The organism is Methanosarcina subterranea (assembly GCF_055385895.1).
In genome coordinates, this window is sequence record NZ_AP042426.1 from 4,434,705 (window position 1) to 4,454,570 (window position 19,866).

The following is a 19,866-nucleotide window of genomic DNA, read 5'->3' on the forward strand; positions in this document are numbered from 1 at the left end:
ATTAGTATTAGATCTGGAATAGCTATATTCTGTTGGGGTTCAGAACTTAGATACGAAAGTCCTTGCCTGCCATAGAGCAATTACTGCCAGAACCAGAATCAGGACCATCCACATGACATGCCCGGCGGGTATGAAGGAATTTGCCCAGTAAGCGTTGTAAGCTTCAAGAGCTGCTGCTGTTTGTGTCATTTTTTATCCTCCGTTGATTACACATACCTCAGGCAGGCGTCAGAGCCACGGGCTTTTCCAAAATCGGTGATCATATATTTGTGCAGTAGGAAATCTTTTTTGTAGACCCCTGCCTCATCGACTTTCTGCTCGACATCTTTTAGCATCCCTCCGGATGCCAGTTCAATAATATCGAAGTTGATGCTGTCCCTGCCATATGCACTCTTCATATTGTATTCTTCCTGGATCTTTGAGACAATCTCATAGTTCCAGTGTTCCTTTCCATCCAGCAAAAGTTCCAGGATCCTGAACTTAATAGGTCGGTTTCCACTCATCTTATTCGCCTCTTAGAGTTTCGAGTTCACTTGCATCTTCAGTGAACATAATGAAGCTGCCAGCAATACAGAGCGTGCCGCCGACAAGAATAGTCCACTGCGGAACATCCCCGAAGAAGAGGAAAATAAATATGACCGCGCAGAACCCGTAAAGGTTTCCTATACCCTGACCTCTTCCAACCCCGATAAGTGGGAAAGATTTGTACCAGGTAACATAACAGAAACCAAATGTTATACCTGCAAAGACCAGGACCAGCAGAGTTAGAGGTTCAAAAGCCTGGAATGCAAAGGAATACATAGGGAACCCAATAAGTGCCAGGATAGGCACAATAATGATCCACCAGATGACATTTTCTCCGAGGAAACGTAGAGTCAATCCTGCATCAGGCTCTGCAATATCAAGCCCTTTGCCTGCGATAGCGCCTTCAATGCCCCAGCCAGCAGCGGCCATCAAACCTCCGAGGTATCCGATCCACTGAACGTTGCCCGACGAAAGTTCTGTAAGAAGTCCGCCACCGTAGATAGAAATACCTCCGAGGACAATAACCCCGATACCGATTGCTGCCCTCTTTGAAATCTTTTCTCCATACCAGTAGTAGGCAAGAATCGAGCCCACGACAGGGTAAAGAAGTCCGGCAACAGCTGCAAATGCTCCACCTATAAATCCCATGGCAATAAAAGAACCGAGGATTGCCAGAGGACCGCCGAAAATAGAGGCAAGGAAGAACCATTTGGAACACGGGTGGAATTCCTTGAGAGTTCGGCCAAGTTCCCCGTATTTACCAAGCACTCCGTTCCAGAGCATAAGAGCGACCATAACGGCAAGCGCATTGAAAGCAGTAATCAGCACAGCAGTTACAACCAGGGATACACCGTCCCCATTTGTTGCGGCAATAGCACTGTACATTTCATCGAACGGGTTAAGAACCCACACAACGGTCCCTGGCAAATACCAGACACCCCAGAATAAAGCACAGAAAAAGGCCCACATGTACCCTTTACTGATCTTTCGTTTATTTTCCTGTTTTTTTAAGGCTTTTAAATCCACGGAAAATCCCTCCATTTTTCAAAGTGCTGTAGAATTCCCTCAGGGCAGGAGTCCGTCTCAGCCCTATTCCACAGCCTGAAAGCACAGTTTGCGAACCCTTTACGGGCATATTATATCTCAGGGAATTATACTTACTGTAATATTTAATTTAGGAACTATACTCTCTGGCTTACTGCATATAAATTTAACTACAGTATTTGCTTGCCATTTTTTATTCCGTTTTTTATCCGTTTTAACTGCAGTTTTCAGGCATTTTGACAATTGCTTTAAGCTTTCATTTTAAACAATTGTTAATAGCTTTAAAATCGTCAGTTTGTTGCCGCAGATCAGCATATCTACCTGATATAATAATTAACAGGCTCACTGCACAGCCTTTTCATAATTGCTTATTCCCGTGAGTTATGACCGGATTTGCAGAGTTTTTTGCCTATATCCTCAGCTATCGGTTTCGCAAAACTGTACAAAATAAAATGGACAGAAAATGCAAAAGATTTGATCTTTTGCATTTCTGCTTATTGAGCCTTTTAAAGTAAGGCTGCTTTTACCTTGCTGACGACATCAGTGGCACTTTCCCCATAGAGATCTGCGCCGATCTTGTCAGCCCAGTCCTGAGTAACGGGTGCGCCTCCGACCATGGTCTTGATCTGTCCGCGGATACCTGCTTCTTTCAGCTGTTCCTCGATCTGGATCTGGTTGACCATGGTTGTGGTCATAAGGGCGGAGGATGCGACTATCTGTGGTTTGAGTTCCTTTGCCTTCTCGACAAATGTCTTTATTGGGACGTCTCTTCCGAGGTCCACTACTTTGAAACCTGCAATATTGAGCATGGAAGCAACAATATCCTTTCCGATGGAGTGGATGTCACCTTCGATGGTCCCGATGACAACTGTTCCGAGGCTCTTGGTCTGGGATTTGCGCCTTTCCATTTCCGGCTTGATGACTTCCATGCCTGCATTCATTGCTTCTGCGGCTGCGAGCACGTGAGGAAGGAAAAGGGTTCCCTGTTCGAACTGCTCTCCTACTTCCTGCATGCCTGCGGTAAAGCCCTTTTCAATGAGCTCTACGGGGTCGATTCCTGCGACAAGGGCTTCCTCTGCAACTTCTGCTGCGAGTTCATCATCAAAATCTGTAATTGCGTCTTTTGCTCTTGCAATAATGTCTTCTTTGCTTGCCATTTTTAGATCTCCTGATATCCTGATATAATTACTCGCCTCTGAAAGCTTTGTCAGCTCTGTCAACGACGGCCTTCATGTTCTTGAGGGTGTCTGCATCAACCGGTTTGACTACATGGTTCTTGAGAACATCTACTACTTTGTCATGTGCAGCGGCTGCGAGGTCCTTTGATCCGGCTGCTGCCCAGTCCCCGAACATGCGCCTGTCTATGAGCATTGGGTCAGACGGATAGTTCACAAGCATCCTGGTCTGTTTGAGTGCAAGGAAGTTGTTTCCGATGCCTACTTTCTGGATAGACTCGACTGCAAGGGTTTCCTCATTTACAGGGACTCCCTGAAGGACTTTTTTGGTCATCTTGATGATGTCGTTGTCAATAACGAGCTGTTCCATGGAGAAAGTCATACCAAGCTCAAGCATCCCGGCGCCGTAGAGGGTGTTTGCCCCTGCGAGGGCGGGAAGGAGGCAGGTAAGAGTCTTCTCGTGTCCAGCCTGGCTGTCCGGGACCTTTGCATCAGACTAGGTGCCTGCCACGAATGCGGGGAGGCCATAGAACTGGGCGAGCTTTGCGACGGATGCGCTAATCAGACCGAGTTCGGGAGATCCAACGGGAGCAGTACCCTTCTTCAGGTCGAAGGTGGTAGTGGAACTTCCGTACCATACTTTGGTTCCGGGTACTGTAAGCTGAGCGAGAGTGATACCTGAGAGTACTTCGGCGTTGTGGGTAACAAGGGTTCCTGCAAGGTATACAGGAGAAGAACCACCTGACATTGCCATACTCAGGACGTTTACAGGCATTCCGAAACGTGCGCCTTTGATAATGACCTGGCATGCGTTAACGCTGAGCTCAAGGGGGCTTGTCGGGCAGACCAGCATGGAGAAGATTGGCTTTTTCCTTGCTTCTTCTTCATTGCCGCCGTAATAGGCATTTACGATGTCCCGGTAGTATTCGACATTTTCGCCGACAGGGTCAATGTGGTGGAAGTGTTTTGAAGTGTTGGTGATAGAGGTGAAGGTCTCGTGAACATCCTGGGCACCCTGACCTGCAATATCTCTTGCAGAGACCGGGAGAGAGAAGTAGTCGATATTTTCTGCCCAGTCACAGAGCTTTGCAATGTCTGCAATATCCTGTTCCACGGAGTCAACAGTTACGTATTTGCCGTCTTCGTACTTGCACATCTTAACGCCAGTACCGAAACAGGTCCAGTGCACTTTACCGCCGGCTTCCTGGACGGTATTGTGCTTCTTGTCGCGGCCCCAGAGGACAAACCTGGAGGGGGCGAGCTGAAGAGCTCTTCTTACAAGATATTCAGGGATTTTTACAATATTGGTCTGTTCGTTTACTTCACAGCCATTTTCCTTGAAGATCTGCCTTGCCTCGGGGTCAGAGACCTGGATACCGGGGTCCATCAGAACTTCCATTGTGGCGTAGTGAATCGCTTTGAGTTCGTCAGTAGTAAAAAGATTTAATTCCACACCGTTAAGTGCGTTAAATCCTGCAACTGCATTACATTTTGCCATTTTTGTAACCTCCGAATAAGAATAATTTAGACGAGCAGTTCTTTTGCCTTTGCAACGGCTTCACTTGCGTTTTCTGCATAGCAATCTGCGCCGATCTTGTCAGCCCATGCCTGGGTTGCGGGTGCGCCTCCGATCATGACCTTTACTTTTTCTCTCATACCTTCTTCTTTGAGGAGTTCAATAACTCCTCTCTGACCTGGAAGAGTTGTGGTCATAAGGGCAGAAAGTCCGATCATGTTAGCATTGACTTCTTTTGCCTTCTGGACAAAGTTCTTGATCGGGACATCACGGCCGATGTCATGCACTTCAAAACCGGCAGACTGGAGCATTGTGGACACAATAGATTTGCCAATGTCATGGACATCGCCTTCTACGGTACCGTTCACAATGACGCCCATCTTTGAGCTGGCAGAGCTTTCAGGCATAAGATCCTTAAGGGCTGCAACTCCGGCAGTCATTGCATCGGCAGCCATCATCACATGGGGTAAGAAAAGTTTGCCTCTTTCAAAGAGGACCCCAACCTGGTTCATGCCTGCTGCAAGTCCGTTTTCAATTATTTCGGAGGGATCCAGTTCTCCTTTTGCCTTTTCGACGGCAGCGAGTACCGCATCCTTTTTACAGGTGATAACAGCGCCTGCAAGTTCCTGAAGCAATTCTTCTTTGCTAATAATGCATCCTCCGTGTTAGTTTTTAAACTATGGAGACCTCTCGACCAAAACTATCACGAATAACCATGATCATTTGGACTGCAAGCTCACGCTATATGAGTCATGAGATGCACGAGAAGTAACTCATGATTACCATGGGTGGGAAACCAGGATTACCACAAGCGAAACTACAAAATCATGAAGGATTCATGATTGTCATGATTGGGGTTCATGAGTATTTTAGCAGAGGGAGTATTTTTGGTGCCATTTTAAATCCCGTCTGTTTAACTCATCTTCACAGATGTCTCCAGATTAAACTTCTCTTTACTGGTATAAATATTTTGTTAAAAAAGAGAACTCAAAACCAAGGGTTCTATATATAATTTTTGGTTTTAACTTTTTGAAAGGAGTATTTGGGAAAGAATTTAAGAGAATAAACGAAAAATATAAATATCAAACATTAAAGATGGCCTTTTAAAGGTATATGAAAGAAGGAAAATGAAGGAAATCATTGTAAGAGATTAGAGAAACTACAAACATAATATAATTTTCGTTCTTCGATGTACAAGATAAAAATTAAGGCTACTGAGATTGTTTTCTACAAGAAATTCAAACAATATGTTAGATTGGCGATTAATTATTTCTTTTTTTGAATATTGTTTTTTTATTTCCCGGAGTCTGAACACAATTGAGGTAAGGGAACAGGAAGAAAGAGAAAATAATATATAATAGAAATTTTACTGAGCCAGATTTTGATTACAATTCGTGCCTATAGGAGAAAAGAACGATCTAAAACTCTGGTATGCCAGAAAGGAATACTTTACCAATAAAAAGTAGAAGACAGACGAAATAATGAATGGAAGAAATAATGACTTGAAACCCAGGTGTATAAAATAAGAGGAAAATTTGAAAGAAAAGAGTAAAGAGGACTTATGAAAAGTCCGGTTCTTTATAATCCGAAATACATAAGCTGTAAGCCCTATTTACAAACTCGGACATTTTCTGATCTTCCCGTCGTATTTTTACACCGCAAGCAAGGGCAAGGTATTCAGCAAGGTCAAAGACCTTTGTTTTCCCATCCTTTCCGGCTTCGATAAGGTTCTGCATGCAACCCCCGCAGTTAGTTATGATCACGTCACACCCTAGTTTCTCGGCAACTCGGTAGCGGTCCGAAGCCACTGACAGGGACTCGGAAGAATAATTTACCCTTACCCCTCCACCAAAACCGCAGCAGGCTGAATTTTCAGGGGTTTTATTTGAAAGCTCAGTGCCCGGGATATTCTCGAGAACGTTTCTTGCTTCCCTGTAGACCCCCATGCCCCTGGTAAGGTGACAGGGATCATGGTAAAAAGCTCTGTGTTTGAGAGTAGTTTCCGGAATAAGTTTGCCCTCCTTTAAAAGACGTGCTAGGTACTGCGAGACCTGCAGCACCTCAAAGTCCAGTTCCCCAAACATCCTGGGGTAGATATCCTTAAAAGCCCTGAAACATCCCGGACAGGCAGTGATAAGGATTTTCGCCCCTCTTCTCCTGACCTCATCGATATTTTGCTGCCCGTGCCTGCGGATAGGGCCCGAATCTCCTGTGCCTGCAGATACTGCCCCGCAGCAGTACTCAAGCCCGCTAAGGACAGTGTAATTGATCCCTGCCTTTTCTAGAAGAGCAACTGAAGCCTGTGCCATGCATTTGTTAATATAGGTGCCTGCGCAACCAGGGAAATACACAACAGAGCCCGGACCACTCCTGTGTTCGGGTATTTCATCCATTTCTGCAATTTTTTTGAAGATATTATTTTCAGCCTCAGGATCCACTATAGTCTGCCTGTCCGTAAGGCCATTTTCACTTACCCATTTCTGCCGGGCAGGAGAGATCAGTGGCTTGATTCCCAGTTCTTCAGGGCAGGCAGAAACACAGAGCCCACAGGTAAGGCAGCGCAGCAGAGATTCGGGATCGATATTTGAAGATCCGTCCAGATACCTGTAAAGTCGGTCAAGCAAACTGAAGTCATCATACCGAGGGCAGACTTCAAAGCACTGCCTGCATTGCGTGCATTTTTCCCTGTGTTCTTCCACTATATTCATATTTTAACTCCATATCATTTTAAACTCATGAGACTTTATTCTTATAGCGATCCTTAAAACCTCTTTCTGGAGAATTCCATCCCTGCAGACCATTAAATCCTGAAAGCCGCCCTGGAAAAACATAAAGGAACCTCTCAATAGAACTCAGAGCCCCGGAATTGAACTTAGAACCCGGAGTCGAGAGATCTTTCAAAAGAAGATAAGACTAATATCCAAAGGCGCAGTAACAATAGCCAGATAAAAGGAAGGGATTGAAATATTTGACGACTTAAAAAACAGTGCAAGAGAAATTGTAATTCCTCTAGCCCGTACAATACCACTCTCTCCAAACACCCTTACCCTGCTGGGTTTTGCAGTAAGCGTAGCTGCCGGAGCTGCATTTGCCCTGGGAAAACCTTTTGAAGGAGGGCTCCTGATCCTCTTCAGCGGAGTTTTTGACATCCTTGACGGGGGAGTCGCAAGAGCAAAAGGCAGGATCACTCCTTTCGGAGGCGTTCTTGACTCGGTATGCGACCGTTATTCAGACGGGCTCATGTTTCTCGGAATAATGGCAGGAGCGATAAACGGGAGGCTTATACTTCCCCAGATCATGGGAATTGACGGATGGCTCTGGTCAGGTTATGCCCTCATAGGTTCTTTTCTGGTAAGCTACACTCGCGCCCGTGCCGAATCCGCAGGCTGCAGGAAGCTGTCTGTCGGAATTGCCGAACGCACGGAAAGGATGCTCATCCTGGCTTTCGGCGCCCTTTCAGGATTTCTTGGTTGGGCGCTTCTTATGATAGCGATATTCTCGCACATCACCATGATCCAGAGAGTCCTGCGGGCAAAAAGCATATTGAGCAAGCCGTTGGAACCCGGTATCCAGAAACCATAAGCTGAAAAATCCCTGAAAGAGCTCGTGTAAAAAACACAGGTTAATAATTGGAAAAACAGCAAGAGTAAAATGCTGGCTATTCTCTACCGATACTCATTTATACTACATGTTTAATTACAATAGTTGGTTGATGGCAAGTAAGGTAAAATCCTTTGTCATCGAAGAAATATAATCTGCTCTGCGGGGCCGTAGGGTAGCTTGGTCCATCCTGCAAGACTGGGGGTCTTGCGACTTGAGTTCGAATCTCAACGGCCCCACCAAACTCCATTCCGCTATTTTAGATATTCTGTTCTAGACACCATTACATATTTTACTCCAGATTTTACAATTACCTTTCCTTTTATGCAATTATTATCCTATTATGCAATTTCATTTTTCAGAATCCACCTCTTATTGTACTTCATAGTCAGCTTTTTGTATCAGCATAAATGTTTGAAAAACGGAAAAAAAGAGCAATTATATTTAAGTGAAATTATATTTGAAGCTGAATCAAGGATTTGAACTTAGTATGCTGTTGAAGCTAATTTTGAATTCAGCCCCGTTCTCTTTTTTAAGCTCCAGATAGCCTTCTATCTGGCTTACAAGAACATCTATAAGTTGAAGCCCGAGAGAATCCGTATTTTCGAGATCTATTTCTTTCGGAATTCCAGGACCATTATCAGCTACTATCAAAGTGTACTTAAACTGCTTTTTACTTTCGCTTTTTCTTGTTACGGTTTCTGCAGGACTTTCGTGCATTATGTCGTAGTTTTCATTTTCGTAGAGACTTATGCGAATTTCTCCTTCCTGTCCTGGCTGAAAGGCATGTTTCAAAGAATTTGATATTAATTCGTTTACAATGATGCCCAAAGGTATTGCGGTATCCACACCAAAGTAAACCTGCTCGGTGCTCAATTTCAGGTTTATATTATCTTGGTCCACAGTATACGAATTGACAATGTCTGCAGTTAGTTTCTGGAGGTAAGCGCCAAAATCTAAAGTAGCCATATCTTTGGATTTGTATAGTTCTTCATGAATGAGAGCCATAGAAATTACACGGTTCTGGCTTTCCCTGAAAGCTTCGATAACTTTCGAGGTGTCACATACTTTGAGGTCAGAGAATGTTCCTGCCTGAAGGTCAAGCAGGGATGAAATTACCTGCAGATTATTTTTTATTCTATGATGAATCTCTTTTATCCGGGCCTCTTCATGCTTTTTCACGGATTCTTCAATCATTTTGCGCTCAGTAATATCATAAATCAAACCCTGGAATTTTTCCCTTTTACTGGAGTTTTCGTTAATTTTCGGAATTGTCACCCTTACCCATCTTACCTCTCCATCTTTCTTCCTTATACGATATTCCAGCTCCATAGACGATTTGCGACCGGATAGGAAATCAGCCGTCTTTTTAGAGACATATGGAAAGTCCTCAGGTTCGATAAGCTCCTCCCATTTCACATTTCCCGAAAGAAAGTCCTCCCTGTTATAACCCGTAATATCCTGTGATCCCTCTGTAAAAATTGGTGAAAGGTTTTTATCCAGTTGAAACAGTCTTCCACTAAAATGTGTTATAAGCGACTGATACTCTTCATTTTCTCTCTGTAAATCTTCTATTACAATCTTTTTTTTAAAAGTGCTTTTATTTACTCCAAGAATAGTATAGATGAGCATCTGTTCACTCGTAAGGAAAGTTGTTTCTTCTGTTAAAGCTTTTTCTTTTTGTTTAAGTTCCCTGAAAAGAATGCTGTAAGGCTCTTCAAAACCGGTCACTACAATTGCTCTATAAATAAAGTAATAGGACAGAACTTTAAACAGGTGGCCCATAGAACTTGGAAAAATATCCATATGACTATAAACCATAAAAGGCAGTCCTTCGAGAATTGCCAGGAATATGGATACTGCAATTAAAATGAAAACGCCTTTGTCGAACCTTTCTCTTTTTGCATATAGAATAACCAGTGAGAGAATGAAGATTAAAGTTACAACTTGCTCGCTTATTAATTTAAAAGAAGTAGGACCTGAACCTTCGATATGAGAAGCGGGAAAATTTTTAAAGTGCAGAACTGAGGTAAGAAGATATGCGGCAATTAGAGCATATATAAAGAATGTTCTCCTGGCAAATCGATAACTATCAAAGGGTATTGAGCTATTCTTTTCATTTTTTCTACCCTGAACCAGGAACAATGAGGCTATTAGAAAAGAAAAGCCTTCTATGTACCTTCCAATTATCCAGAATTGAATAGGGAGATTTGAATCAAATCCAGGGAATAGCCCGAATTCTTCGAATGATAGAGTATGCAAGAGGTCAAAGCTTCCTATAAAAAGATAGGAGGTCCCTATTAAAAGCAAATATCTATTTAATAGAGAATTTTTTGATTTCCATATTACAAGAAAGACAATATATGCGATTAGAACATTGAATAACTCCGCAAGTGTATGAGAAAGAAGATGGTTTTCAAGACTAATTATGTAAAGTGAAAATGTAATAACTGCCCCGACTATTAGATCGTTTAAGTCTAATCCATATCTTGTTTTTCCTGTTTCTTCTATTTTTACACAACCCAATTATGGTAGTATTCTTCTATGTGTCCTTTCTCATATAATAATTTACAAAATACTCAGTCTGCTATTAAGAATTTCAGAATTCCTGTTTACAGGAATGACACGAAGATGCCAAGCAGGTTACTCAGGAAAATAGATCGATTAACCATGAAATATCAGGTGTTTTACATATTTTGCAAACGTCTGTTTTGTTGCGTAATTCCATTTTTCAGCCTCTTTCATTTTTTGAGTTTATAACTTAAAGTTGGGGTCACATTTTTGAATTCGCTTTTTAGTCTTCGGGCTCTCAACGACTACGAAGCAGGCGGCCTTTCCAAAACAGAACATAAGAATGAAACAGGATACAGGCAATTTATGACCAGCAAACACAACGACGGAGAATATACGGAAGCTAAAGAAGAACATGCATAAACAATTGCCAGATTCAGATCTTTATTCAGGAGAACAGAGGGTTAAATATCCGGCTGTTGACGGAGAAACTGGAAAGCAAGAAATCAGCGCACAAGTTCGGATAACGTCCAAAAATAACATTAACTGAAGGCAGGTACCAAACCTATTTTATAATGTAAACACTGTTTACATTTGGGGTTAATATGAGGCTTCACTGGATTGACGCTTTAAAAGGTATTGGGATTATTCTTGTAGTGTTTGCACACCACAGCTTGCCGGTAGAGCTTGACACTTACATATTTTCATTTCATATGCCACTCTTCTTTTTCATTTCCGGATTTCTATTTGACTTTGGGAAATATGCAGGATCAGCTGCAGATTTTGTTAGAGGGAGGTTCAGGTCTCTTATCGTGCCTTACTTTGCTTTTGCAGTGCTTACCTGCCTGTTCTACTTTTTGCTGGATACGGGATTTCAGCCAGGGGTCACAAATATCGAGTTTTTCGAAGCTACTGCTCTTTATGGCATTTATTCCATCCTGTATGCATTAGGACCCCTTGTCTCCTATAATCCGCCTCTCTGGTTCCTGACCTGCCTTTTCGTAACAGAACTTCTCTTTTACGGACTTGCGAAGAACTACTACGGGAAATCGGGTAAGCTTGTATTCTGGCTTACTGCAGCCGGAGTGATCGGGTATCTTTATTCGGTATATATACCTTTCAGGCTGCCCTGGAATGCTGATGTGGCTCTCTCTGCGGTGGTATTTTACGGAGCTGGAAATCTATTTAGAAAATTTACAGAGCCGGAAAAAGAGTCAGGATCAGGTTTCAATCCGGAGGTAGATTCGGTTATGGAGCCGGGTTCGAGGTTCAGGGAAGGGTTCGCCAGAGCTGAGAGATTTTTCCCTGGAGTATTTATCCTTTTGAACCTGCTTTATTTAGTTTACCTCCTGGAGTTTCCTGCATTGGATAAGGTCAATATGAACGTGCTGAAATATAGGGGTTTCTTCTCGTATTACTTCTTTGCTTTCTCGGGGACTTTTGCCTTTGTTTACCTTTTCAAAAAAATCGGAAGTTCAAAGATCCTGGAATATTACGGGAGAAACAGCCTGATTGTGCTTGCGTTTCACTTTCCTATCAAGGATATCCTGACAAAACTGGCAGTTCTCAGTTTCGGGGTCGAGATTGAGTATTTCTATTACAATACCGCTTTTGCTCTGAGCTTAACGGTGCTGAACCTCCTGCTCCTGGTACCTGTGATTTTCCTTACCAACAATTATTTTCCCTTCCTGCTTGGAAAAAAGAGAACTTCTGCGAAACTTGAAGGTTTTAAAGCTCGCTTCAGAAGAACCGTAAATTAATAAGGCTGATATCTGATCAAAGAAAAATAGCAGATTAAATACCCGGATATCATGTGAAAACACGGCGGGTAAAAGTGAATATTCGGGTAGTCCTCCAACGTAGGAGATAGTAAAACTTCTGCAGCAGATGATCTAAAATTGTGGAAAAATAAGACAGGTTCCCAAAAGTAATTTAAAGAATTAAAGCATATATAAAATACAAAATACAATTAACTTTATTGCTCTTCTTTCTCTCTTTCACGCTTATATTTTTCCTTGATTTTCTCAATCATTTCTTCATTGGCTTCAATAACAAAAGCTCCAACATACCCACATTCTTTACAGTGGTAGACCGCGCCTGCGTACCCGCCAACTTCATAGTATATATCCGAATTCCCGCAGACAGGACAGACTTCAACTAACTTTTCCCGACTCAGGCAATTCCCTCCTTTGATAAGGCTTACAATGCCGAATTATTAAATTATATATAAGAAGCATGAATCAAGATAAAGACATAGTATTTTAAACGGATATTCAAACAGTATACAGACTGATATTCAGACTGATATTCAAACTGTATACAAAATGATATTCAAATTGTGCAAAATGATACTAAAACTGATATACAACTGACACGCGGAAAGAAATATCACTGGCCAGTTGAAACAACAAGCCGTTTATTCACACTCTCCCGACCCAGATTCAGATATTAAAAAGTTAAGGCTTAAAGTGAGTTAAAAAATGACTGAAATGATGACACCTGCAATGCGCCAGTACTACGAAGCCAAACAGGCATACCCTGACACCCTGATCTTCTTCCGGATGGGAGATTTTTACGAATCCTTTGGAGAAGACGCAAAAACCATTGCAAAAGAACTCGGAATTACCCTGACAGCCAGGGGAAAGGACAAATCAGGGGAAAGAATGCCACTTGCAGGAATTCCCTACCATGCTATTGACACATACCTGCCCAGGCTAATAAATAAGGGGTACAAGGTAGCCATCTGCGAACAACTCGAAGACCCGAAGCAGGCAAAAGGGGTTGTGAAACGGGGAGTTGTCAGGGTGGTAACCCCGGGAACAGCAATAGACTCATCCATGTTTTCGGATGCCTCAAACAATTACCTTATGGCAGTTGCAGGAAAGGAAACAGGAAAGACCGGAAAAAGTGGGGAAAAGGAAAAGGAAATGGAGTTCGGGCTTTCCTTCCTGGATATCTCGACAGGAGAGTTCCTAACAACCCAGTTTACGGACTCTGAAAACTTTGAAAAGCTCCTTAGCGAACTTGCCCGTATGCACCCTGCAGAATGCATCCTGCCCCCGTCCCTGTATGGAAATTCGCAACTGGTGGACAGATTAAAGGACCAGACAATTGTGCAGGAATTTGCTCCTGAGATTTTCGGAACCGAGGAAGCCGGGGAAAAACTGAAATCCCATTTCGGAGTCGCAACTCTCGAGGGTATGGGCTGCGAAAAACTGGAGTTTGCAGTTTACTCTGCCTGGACTGCCCTTGAGTATGCAAAGACTACCCAGATGAGAGACCTTGACCATATCAATACCCTCAGGACTTACTCAAACACCGAATTTATGGTTCTCGATTCTGTTACCCTGCGCAACCTTGAAATCGTGAAAAACGTGAGGGATGAAGGAGATCAAAATTCCCTTTACAGGACCCTGAACTGTACACGGACACCTATGGGGAGCCGGATCCTGAAAAAATGGCTCCTAAAACCGCTCCTCTCCGTAGAAAAAATCAACCTGAGGTTGAATGCAGTAGAAGAGCTGGCAGAAACACCTCTGCTCCGCTACGATATACGGGACTGGCTCTCAGACGTGAGGGACATCGAACGCCTGGTAGGCAGGATAGTTTACGGAAACGCAAATGCAAGGGACCTCATAGCCCTGAAAAAATCCCTTGATGCCATACCCTCTATTCGGGACTGTCTTCTGGAAAAGGCCGGGGCAGAGATTTTAAAAGAGATTGCGGAAGGACTTGCAACTTTTTCGGAACTTGAAAACCTGGCTGAAATAATTGAAAAGGCAATTGTTGAAGAGCCTCCTTTAACTGTCCGGGAAGGGGGAATGATAAAGCCCGGATACAGTGCAGAACTTGACGAGCTCCGCGATATTGCAAGCAACAGCAAGCAGTGGATTGCGGCTTTTCAGCAAAAAGAAAAAGAGAGAAGCGGGATCAAGTCCCTTAAAGTCGGATACAATAAGGTCTTTGGATATTATATCGAGATTACCAATGCAAACAGCAGCCAGGTGCCTGAAGATTACATAAGAAAGCAGACCATGACAAATGCCGAGCGCTTCTTTACGCCGGAACTTAAAGAAAAAGAAAGCCTGATCCTGACAGCAAATGATAAAGCTGTGGCTCTGGAATATGAAATCTTCACTGAAATTACACAGGCCCTTTCAGAGCATTCAAGGGAACTCCAGGAAACAGCAGAAAGAATAGGAACCCTAGATGTCCTGGCAGACCTTGCCGAGGTTGCAGAAAATAACAACTATACACGTCCGCAGCTCACGGAGGATTGCATCATCCTTGTCAGGGACGGAAGGCATCCGGTAGTTGAAAGTACTGTATCAGGAGGCTTTGTTCCAAACGATACTGAAATGGACTGCAAGGAAGACCAATTTTTACTGGTAACAGGCCCGAACATGGCAGGAAAGTCCACCTATATGCGCCAGACTGCCCTCATTGCAATTATGGCTCAGGCAGGCTCCTTTGTCCCGGCATCCTATGCCTCCATAGGCGTTATTGACCAGGTCTTTACAAGGATAGGGGCTTTTGATGACCTTGCAAGCGGACAGAGCACTTTTATGGTCGAGATGGTAGAACTTGCAAATATCCTGAACAATGCAAGTCCGAAAAGCCTTGTACTGCTCGACGAAATCGGCAGGGGGACCAGCACTTATGACGGATACAGCATTGCAAAAGCTGTTGTTGAGTTTCTGCATAACAGGGGAAAGGTCGGTGTAAGGGCTCTTTTTGCAACTCATTACCACCAGCTCACAGCCCTTGAAGAGAAATTAAAAAGGGTAAAAAATTATCATATTGCAGTAAAAGAAGAAGGTCACGAGTTAATTTTCCTGCGGAAAATAGTGCCGGGAGCAACCGACAGGAGTTACGGGATCCAGGTTGCAAGGCTTGCAGGAGTTCCGGAAAAGGTTATAGAAAGGGCAAACGAGATCCTCAAGGAACTGGAAAGGGAAAACGTGCTTGAGGAAGCAGAAGACAGCGAAAACGGAAAAAAAAGGAAAAGCAAAGTAAGTGCACGCTACACCCAGATGATGCTTTTCGATCCCGGGAATGGCAGTGGGAATTCGGAGAGGGCAAAAGGGTTGAGCCCTGTGGAAGTAGCCCTTAAAAAAATAGATGTGGACGAGATGACGCCAATAGAAGCCATGAACAAGCTCCATGAGCTGAAAAAGCTGCTTGGTTAAAGGCAACAGATAGAAAAACGGATAGAAGAAGAGACGGGAAGTCGGGTAAAAAAGCAGATAGAAAGGAAGATGGAAGGGCAGATGAAAGAGCTAGTTGAAGAAAAGCTGGAAAAGCAGATGAAGAAGCGATCTGAAGAAAAGTTGGAAGAAGAGCTAGAAGAACTGGAAAAGAAGATGAAGAAGCAATCTGAAGAAAAGTTGGAAGAAGAGCTAGAAGAACTGGAAGAGCTGCAAGAAGAGCTGGAAGAGAAAATGGAAAAGCAGGTAAATAAAATCCGGATCCTTGACAGGGACACGATAAATAAGATCGCAGCCGGGGAAGTAATAGAACGTCCTGCGTCCGTGGTAAAGGAACTTGTGGACAACTCAATAGATGCCGGAGCAACGGAAATCCGCATCGAAATTGAAAAAGGAGGAAAACATTCGATCCTTATCCGCGACAACGGCAGTGGAATGAGCAGAGCTGATGCTCTCCTTGCGTATAAAAAACACGCAACCAGCAAACTTACACGGATAGAAGATCTGGATACGATCTCTACGATGGGCTTCAGGGGAGAAGCTCTTGCTTCCATAACTGCTATTGCAAAGGTAGAAATCCTTACCCGCCCTCCGGAAGAAATTGCAGGCACGAAAATTGTAATTCACGGAGGAAAAGTAGAGGAGACATCGGATGCAGGCACGGCTCCGGGAACATCAGTGCATGTAAAAGAACTATTCTATAACACACCTGCAAGGCGCAAGTACCTGAAAACCGACCGTACCGAACTTGCCCATATCACTGACACCATTATGAGACTGGCTCTGGCAAATCCGGGAATTTCTTTTACCCTGCTCAACGAAGGAAAGCCAGTTCTCAGAAACACGGGCTCAAATGACCTATTTAACAGTATGGTAAACCTGCTCGGGCCTGATACTGCGCGTTCAATGCTTCCTCTTGAGTACCGGACAGAAGATTTTCAGATCCTGGGCTATGTCTCTAAACCTGAACTGAATAGAGGAGATAGTGACCAGCTCTTCCTTTTCGTAAATACCCGTCCTGTAACTTCAAACACTATCAATAAAGCCATCCGGGAAGGGTATTACACAAAAATGCCTAAGGGCCGCTATCCCGTTGCAGTTCTTGCTCTTGCCCTCGATCCGGGAGAAGTGGATGTAAATGTACACCCCCGCAAAGCCGAAGTCCGCTTCAGCCGGGAAAAGGAGGTCGGGGATGCAGTCGTTCATGCAGTTGAGAAGGTTCTCTCGGAACACGGACTTGCCCCCGAGATAAGGGAAAAAGAGGGAAAAAGGTTTCAGAAAACCTTTGAGGAACCCGGATCATCAGGAAAAATTCAGGTATCGGATATCCCGGGAGCACTGCCTGAGAAGGGAGTGGCAGAGGGAATTGGGAAAGTAGCCGGAAAAGAAGTCGGAAAAGAAACTGGAAACGAAGCAGAGGTTCCAGCGGAAGTGAGGGTTCAGGAAAGCGGGGTCAGATTCCTGAGAGATAAGTCCGAAACTTACACTTACCCGATAAAGGATACTGAGAGAAGGCTAAAGAAATCCGAGCGCCTCCTGGATTTTAAAGAAAAGTCAGGAACGGTGGAAGCCCCGGAAACCCTGCAGGAAAAAGGGCAGGACAGTAAAAAGAGAGAAGAGAAGAAAGGAGAACGTGAAGAGAAGAAGACAGGAGAGAGTGAAGAGAGAAAGGCGGGAGAGAAAGAGGAAAAGAGAGAAGGAGAGCTGCTAAGCAAAAAGACAGTTGAGAAGGCAAGTGAAAGAATAAACATAGAGGAAACACAAATCCAGAAGCCGAAGCAAAAAGCAAATACTGACCTTCTCGAAGACTTGCGGATTATAGGTCAGGTTTCCAGAATGTATATCCTTGCCGAAAAAGGAGAAGACCTTATAATTATCGACCAGCATGCAGCCCATGAGCGTGTTCTTTACGAGCAGGTTCTCAAAACTAAAAAATCCAGGGTGCAGGAATTGATTACCCCTGTAATGATAGAACTTACCCCCAAAGAAAAGGTGCTTATGGAGGAATATATCCCCTGCCTGGAAGAGTACGGCTTCGGAATCTCGGAATTTGGGGACAACACCTATGTCGTTACCTTTGTCCCCGAGGTTTTCGGACGGCTCGAGGATACGAGTGTAATCCATGATGTGATATCTGACCTGCTTGCTGAAGGAAAGGTCAAAAAAGATACAGGGATCTCGGAAAAGGTAAGCAAGACCCTTGCCTGCAGGGCAGCAATCAAAGGAGGGGCAGCCTGTAACGCAAGGCAGATGGAAGAGCTGATAGAACAGCTCAAAGCAGCTGAAAACCCTTACTCCTGTCCGCACGGAAGGCCAACGATTATAACCTTTACGAAAGGCGAACTGGACCGCATGTTTGCAAGGACTCAGTAAACAGTGTTCACTAAAAAAAGAAAATTCTGAAAAAAATCCGGAAAAAAAGGCTGTTCAAGACAGTGGAAATCCTCATGAAAACCGCGATCTGTCAAGAGAATAAATAGAAAAAATACCTATTTATTATTCAGTAAGGAATAAAAAGGGTTTCCATTAGAAATCCACCTTTAGTTTCCTATAGTTTTATATAATATAACTGAAATGTAGAGTAGGTGTCAGGCGAGTACTGACATCTAAGAGGCATCATTCCACAAGGCTATTTTTCACACACCAACCCCCAAACCCCAACAAAGAATGGTAACCCCCCATTCAAACCCCAAGAGAAATACCCCAACTTCCAGAAAAACGAAAAAATCCCCACTCCTGGAATGATGCCACTCTTTTCTATTATTGTTCTTTTTCTATTATTGTTCTGTTATTTTTACGCCGCTTAATGATGCTTCTATCTCGATAAGTCGAGAGGACTCCTTCCTCGGAGCGGAAGCGAAAGAGAGGGTAGTTCACAGCGCACTGACTGTTTACTATTACCCGCTGACTTTTCTAGATTGAGTAACCTTCTTTCCGGAGTCCAGCACTCTTTTTTCCCGGAGCCTTGCAGTCTGTTAGAACTCCGCAGTCTCTTTTCCAGAAACCGTTCTTTTACCATGGTTTATCCTGATTTATCCTGGTTTATCCTAATTCTTATGGCGGCTATACAGGTTCTGAGTATACGGGTCCTGAGTAAGTATAGGTGGTGTTTTGGTGAGGCTTTGTTTTTCTAATTCTTTTCCGGTTTTCAGGTCAATACATTTATAATAAAAAACCTCCGAGTATTCTTCCATGATAGATCCTGTTAACAATTTCAAGATCCCTGAAGAATGGATTGCCCGGACAGGGCTGCTCAGGGAAGAGCTTGAAAAAAACGTATCATCCGGGATGATCGTGGTCCTGAGCGACGGGTCCGTACTCAAGAGAGGATATACTACAGGAACCACAGCCAGTGCCGCTGCAAAAGCCGCTGTCCTTTCCCTTAAAAAAACAGTTGACAGCGTATCCGTCCCTACCCCGGTCGGACTAAGAGCCTACCTTGAAGTCAGCGAGTCCTCTCCAGGGCGTGCAGTCGTAAAGAAGATTCCTAACGACCATGAATCCGATATTACGCGAGGGCTTGAATTTGTTGGCGAAGCCAGGGAAGCCGAAGGAGTCAGTGTTCTCGGAGGAAAGGGCATAGGTGTTGTAAGAAGGGACGGACTTCAGGTTTCGAAGGGCAATCCAGCCATCAACCCAAAACCCATGGAACAGATCCGGGCTGCAGTGCAGGAAGCTGTTGAGGAACTGGGCTTACAGGGAGCCGAGGTCACAATATCAATCCCTGAAGGTGAAAGGATAGGAAAAGAGACTCTAAACAGCAGGATAGGAGTCGAAGGCGGAATTTCCGTCCTCGGGAGTACAGGCTTTGTCGAGCCCTGGAACGACCACCTCGGAGAGATGAGAGGAGACCTGATCCGCTGCACGGATAAAGTGGTCCTGACTACAGGCAGAATAGGGATGCGCTACTCCCACATGCTCTTCCCTGACTACACCGTTGTTATGGTCGGGAGCAGGATTTCAGAAGGGCTTAATAACGCTTCAGGCGATGTAGTTATCTGTGGGCTTCCCGGCCTTGTCCTGAAATGGGGAAACCCTGAGATGCTTGAGGGCAGCGGGTATGCAACCGTTGTTGAAATGCTTGAAAAGGCTCCGGATCACGAGCGCCTGAAAGAAGCCTTTGAGATGGCAGTTGAAAAAGGTAAGGGTGCGAGAATCGTTGTAATTGATAGGGATGGGTCTGTCCTTATGGACAGCAAACCTGGGAAGTAAAAGTGGATTAAACTGAAGAAACGGACCAAAAGTGAAATTCAAGTATTGAAATCAAAAATGTAAAAATTCAAAAATG

Annotated in this window: 13 protein-coding genes, 1 tRNA gene and 1 pseudogene; 7 read left to right on the forward strand and 8 right to left on the reverse strand. The window is 44.0% G+C overall.

From position 1 onward, the window contains the following. Positions 1 to 39: 39 nt before the first annotated feature. From ACZ5A8_RS19400 to ACZ5A8_RS19430, 7 genes and pseudogenes are all read right to left on the reverse strand, one after another. Positions 40 to 189 carry a hypothetical protein gene (locus ACZ5A8_RS19400; protein ID WP_229390823.1) on the reverse strand — a complete coding sequence of 50 codons (150 nt, stop codon included), beginning with the start codon at positions 187 to 189 and terminating at the stop codon, positions 40 to 42. A gap of 17 nt (positions 190 to 206) precedes the next feature. Continuing rightward, positions 207 to 503 carry a hypothetical protein gene (locus ACZ5A8_RS19405; protein ID WP_229390824.1) on the reverse strand — a complete coding sequence of 99 codons (297 nt, stop codon included), beginning with the start codon at positions 501 to 503 and terminating at the stop codon, positions 207 to 209. A 1-nt stretch (position 504) separates the two neighbouring features. After that, a complete protein-coding gene (locus ACZ5A8_RS19410; protein ID WP_322222305.1) occupies positions 505 to 1,566 on the reverse strand; it encodes a DMT family transporter in 1,062 nt (353 codons plus the stop codon). Between the two features lie 509 nt (positions 1,567 to 2,075). After that, entirely contained in the window at positions 2,076 to 2,726 is a 651-nt protein-coding gene (locus ACZ5A8_RS19415; protein ID WP_464531004.1) for a methyltransferase cognate corrinoid protein, read from the reverse strand. A gap of 28 nt (positions 2,727 to 2,754) precedes the next feature. Continuing rightward, a pseudogene (mttB, locus tag ACZ5A8_RS19420) lies at positions 2,755 to 4,242 on the reverse strand ([trimethylamine--corrinoid protein] Co-methyltransferase). Positions 4,243 to 4,268: 26 nt separating this feature from the next. Then, on the reverse strand, positions 4,269 to 4,913 hold the full coding sequence (mtbC, locus tag ACZ5A8_RS19425; RefSeq protein WP_229390953.1) for a dimethylamine corrinoid protein MtbC: 645 nt from the start codon (positions 4,911 to 4,913) through the stop codon (positions 4,269 to 4,271). 906 nt (positions 4,914 to 5,819) lie between these two features. Then, entirely contained in the window at positions 5,820 to 6,968 is a 1,149-nt protein-coding gene (locus ACZ5A8_RS19430; protein WP_464531005.1) for a (Fe-S)-binding protein, read from the reverse strand. Between the two features lie 340 nt (positions 6,969 to 7,308). Between ACZ5A8_RS19430 and ACZ5A8_RS19435 the strand changes: the two genes are divergently transcribed. Continuing rightward, the gene (locus tag ACZ5A8_RS19435) at positions 7,309 to 7,842 is read left to right on the forward strand and encodes a CDP-alcohol phosphatidyltransferase family protein (protein ID WP_464534214.1); all 534 of its coding nucleotides are present in this window, start codon (positions 7,309 to 7,311) and stop codon (positions 7,840 to 7,842) included. 182 nt (positions 7,843 to 8,024) lie between these two features. Continuing rightward, a tRNA-Pro gene (locus ACZ5A8_RS19440) sits at positions 8,025 to 8,102 on the forward strand. Between the two features lie 229 nt (positions 8,103 to 8,331). On the opposite strand, the gene ACZ5A8_RS19445 is transcribed toward ACZ5A8_RS19440, so the two are convergent. Beyond that, positions 8,332 to 10,386, reverse strand: coding sequence for an MASE3 domain-containing protein (locus tag ACZ5A8_RS19445; RefSeq protein WP_464531006.1), 2,055 nt, complete (start codon positions 10,384 to 10,386; stop codon positions 8,332 to 8,334). Between the two features lie 255 nt (positions 10,387 to 10,641). Here ACZ5A8_RS19445 and ACZ5A8_RS19450 point away from each other — a divergent pair, with 255 nt between their 5' ends. From ACZ5A8_RS19450 to ACZ5A8_RS19470, 5 genes are all read left to right on the forward strand, one after another. Beyond that, complete coding sequence (locus ACZ5A8_RS19450) at positions 10,642 to 10,794, forward strand: hypothetical protein (RefSeq protein WP_464531008.1); 153 nt, start codon at positions 10,642 to 10,644, stop codon at positions 10,792 to 10,794. A 182-nt stretch (positions 10,795 to 10,976) separates the two neighbouring features. Continuing rightward, entirely contained in the window at positions 10,977 to 12,131 is a 1,155-nt protein-coding gene (locus ACZ5A8_RS19455) for an acyltransferase family protein (protein WP_464531010.1), read from the forward strand. Between the two features lie 720 nt (positions 12,132 to 12,851). Next, positions 12,852 to 15,560, forward strand: a complete 2,709-nt coding sequence (mutS, locus tag ACZ5A8_RS19460) for a DNA mismatch repair protein MutS (protein ID WP_464531011.1) — start codon at positions 12,852 to 12,854, stop codon at positions 15,558 to 15,560. 252 nt (positions 15,561 to 15,812) lie between these two features. Further along, a complete protein-coding gene (mutL, locus tag ACZ5A8_RS19465; RefSeq protein WP_464534216.1) occupies positions 15,813 to 17,951 on the forward strand; it encodes a DNA mismatch repair endonuclease MutL in 2,139 nt (712 codons plus the stop codon). 819 nt (positions 17,952 to 18,770) lie between these two features. Continuing rightward, positions 18,771 to 19,790, forward strand: a complete 1,020-nt coding sequence (locus tag ACZ5A8_RS19470; protein WP_464531012.1) for a cobalt-precorrin-5B (C(1))-methyltransferase — start codon at positions 18,771 to 18,773, stop codon at positions 19,788 to 19,790. Positions 19,791 to 19,866: the final 76 nt, after the last annotated feature.

Coding starts and splice junctions, on each gene's coding strand:
- ACZ5A8_RS19400 (WP_229390823.1), bottom strand. CDS start 189: ATGACACAAACAGCAGCAGCTCTTGAAGCTTACAACGCTTACTGGGCA.
- ACZ5A8_RS19405 (WP_229390824.1), bottom strand. CDS start 503: ATGAGTGGAAACCGACCTATTAAGTTCAGGATCCTGGAACTTTTGCTG.
- ACZ5A8_RS19410 (WP_322222305.1), bottom strand. CDS start 1,566: ATGGAGGGATTTTCCGTGGATTTAAAAGCCTTAAAAAAACAGGAAAAT.
- ACZ5A8_RS19415 (WP_464531004.1), bottom strand. CDS start 2,726: ATGGCAAGCAAAGAAGACATTATTGCAAGAGCAAAAGACGCAATTACA.
- ACZ5A8_RS19430 (WP_464531005.1), bottom strand. CDS start 6,968: ATGAATATAGTGGAAGAACACAGGGAAAAATGCACGCAATGCAGGCAG.
- ACZ5A8_RS19455 (WP_464531010.1), top strand. CDS start 10,977: ATGAGGCTTCACTGGATTGACGCTTTAAAAGGTATTGGGATTATTCTT.
- mutS (WP_464531011.1), top strand. CDS start 12,852: ATGACTGAAATGATGACACCTGCAATGCGCCAGTACTACGAAGCCAAA.
- mutL (WP_464534216.1), top strand. CDS start 15,813: ATGGAAAAGCAGGTAAATAAAATCCGGATCCTTGACAGGGACACGATA.
- ACZ5A8_RS19470 (WP_464531012.1), top strand. CDS start 18,771: ATGATAGATCCTGTTAACAATTTCAAGATCCCTGAAGAATGGATTGCC.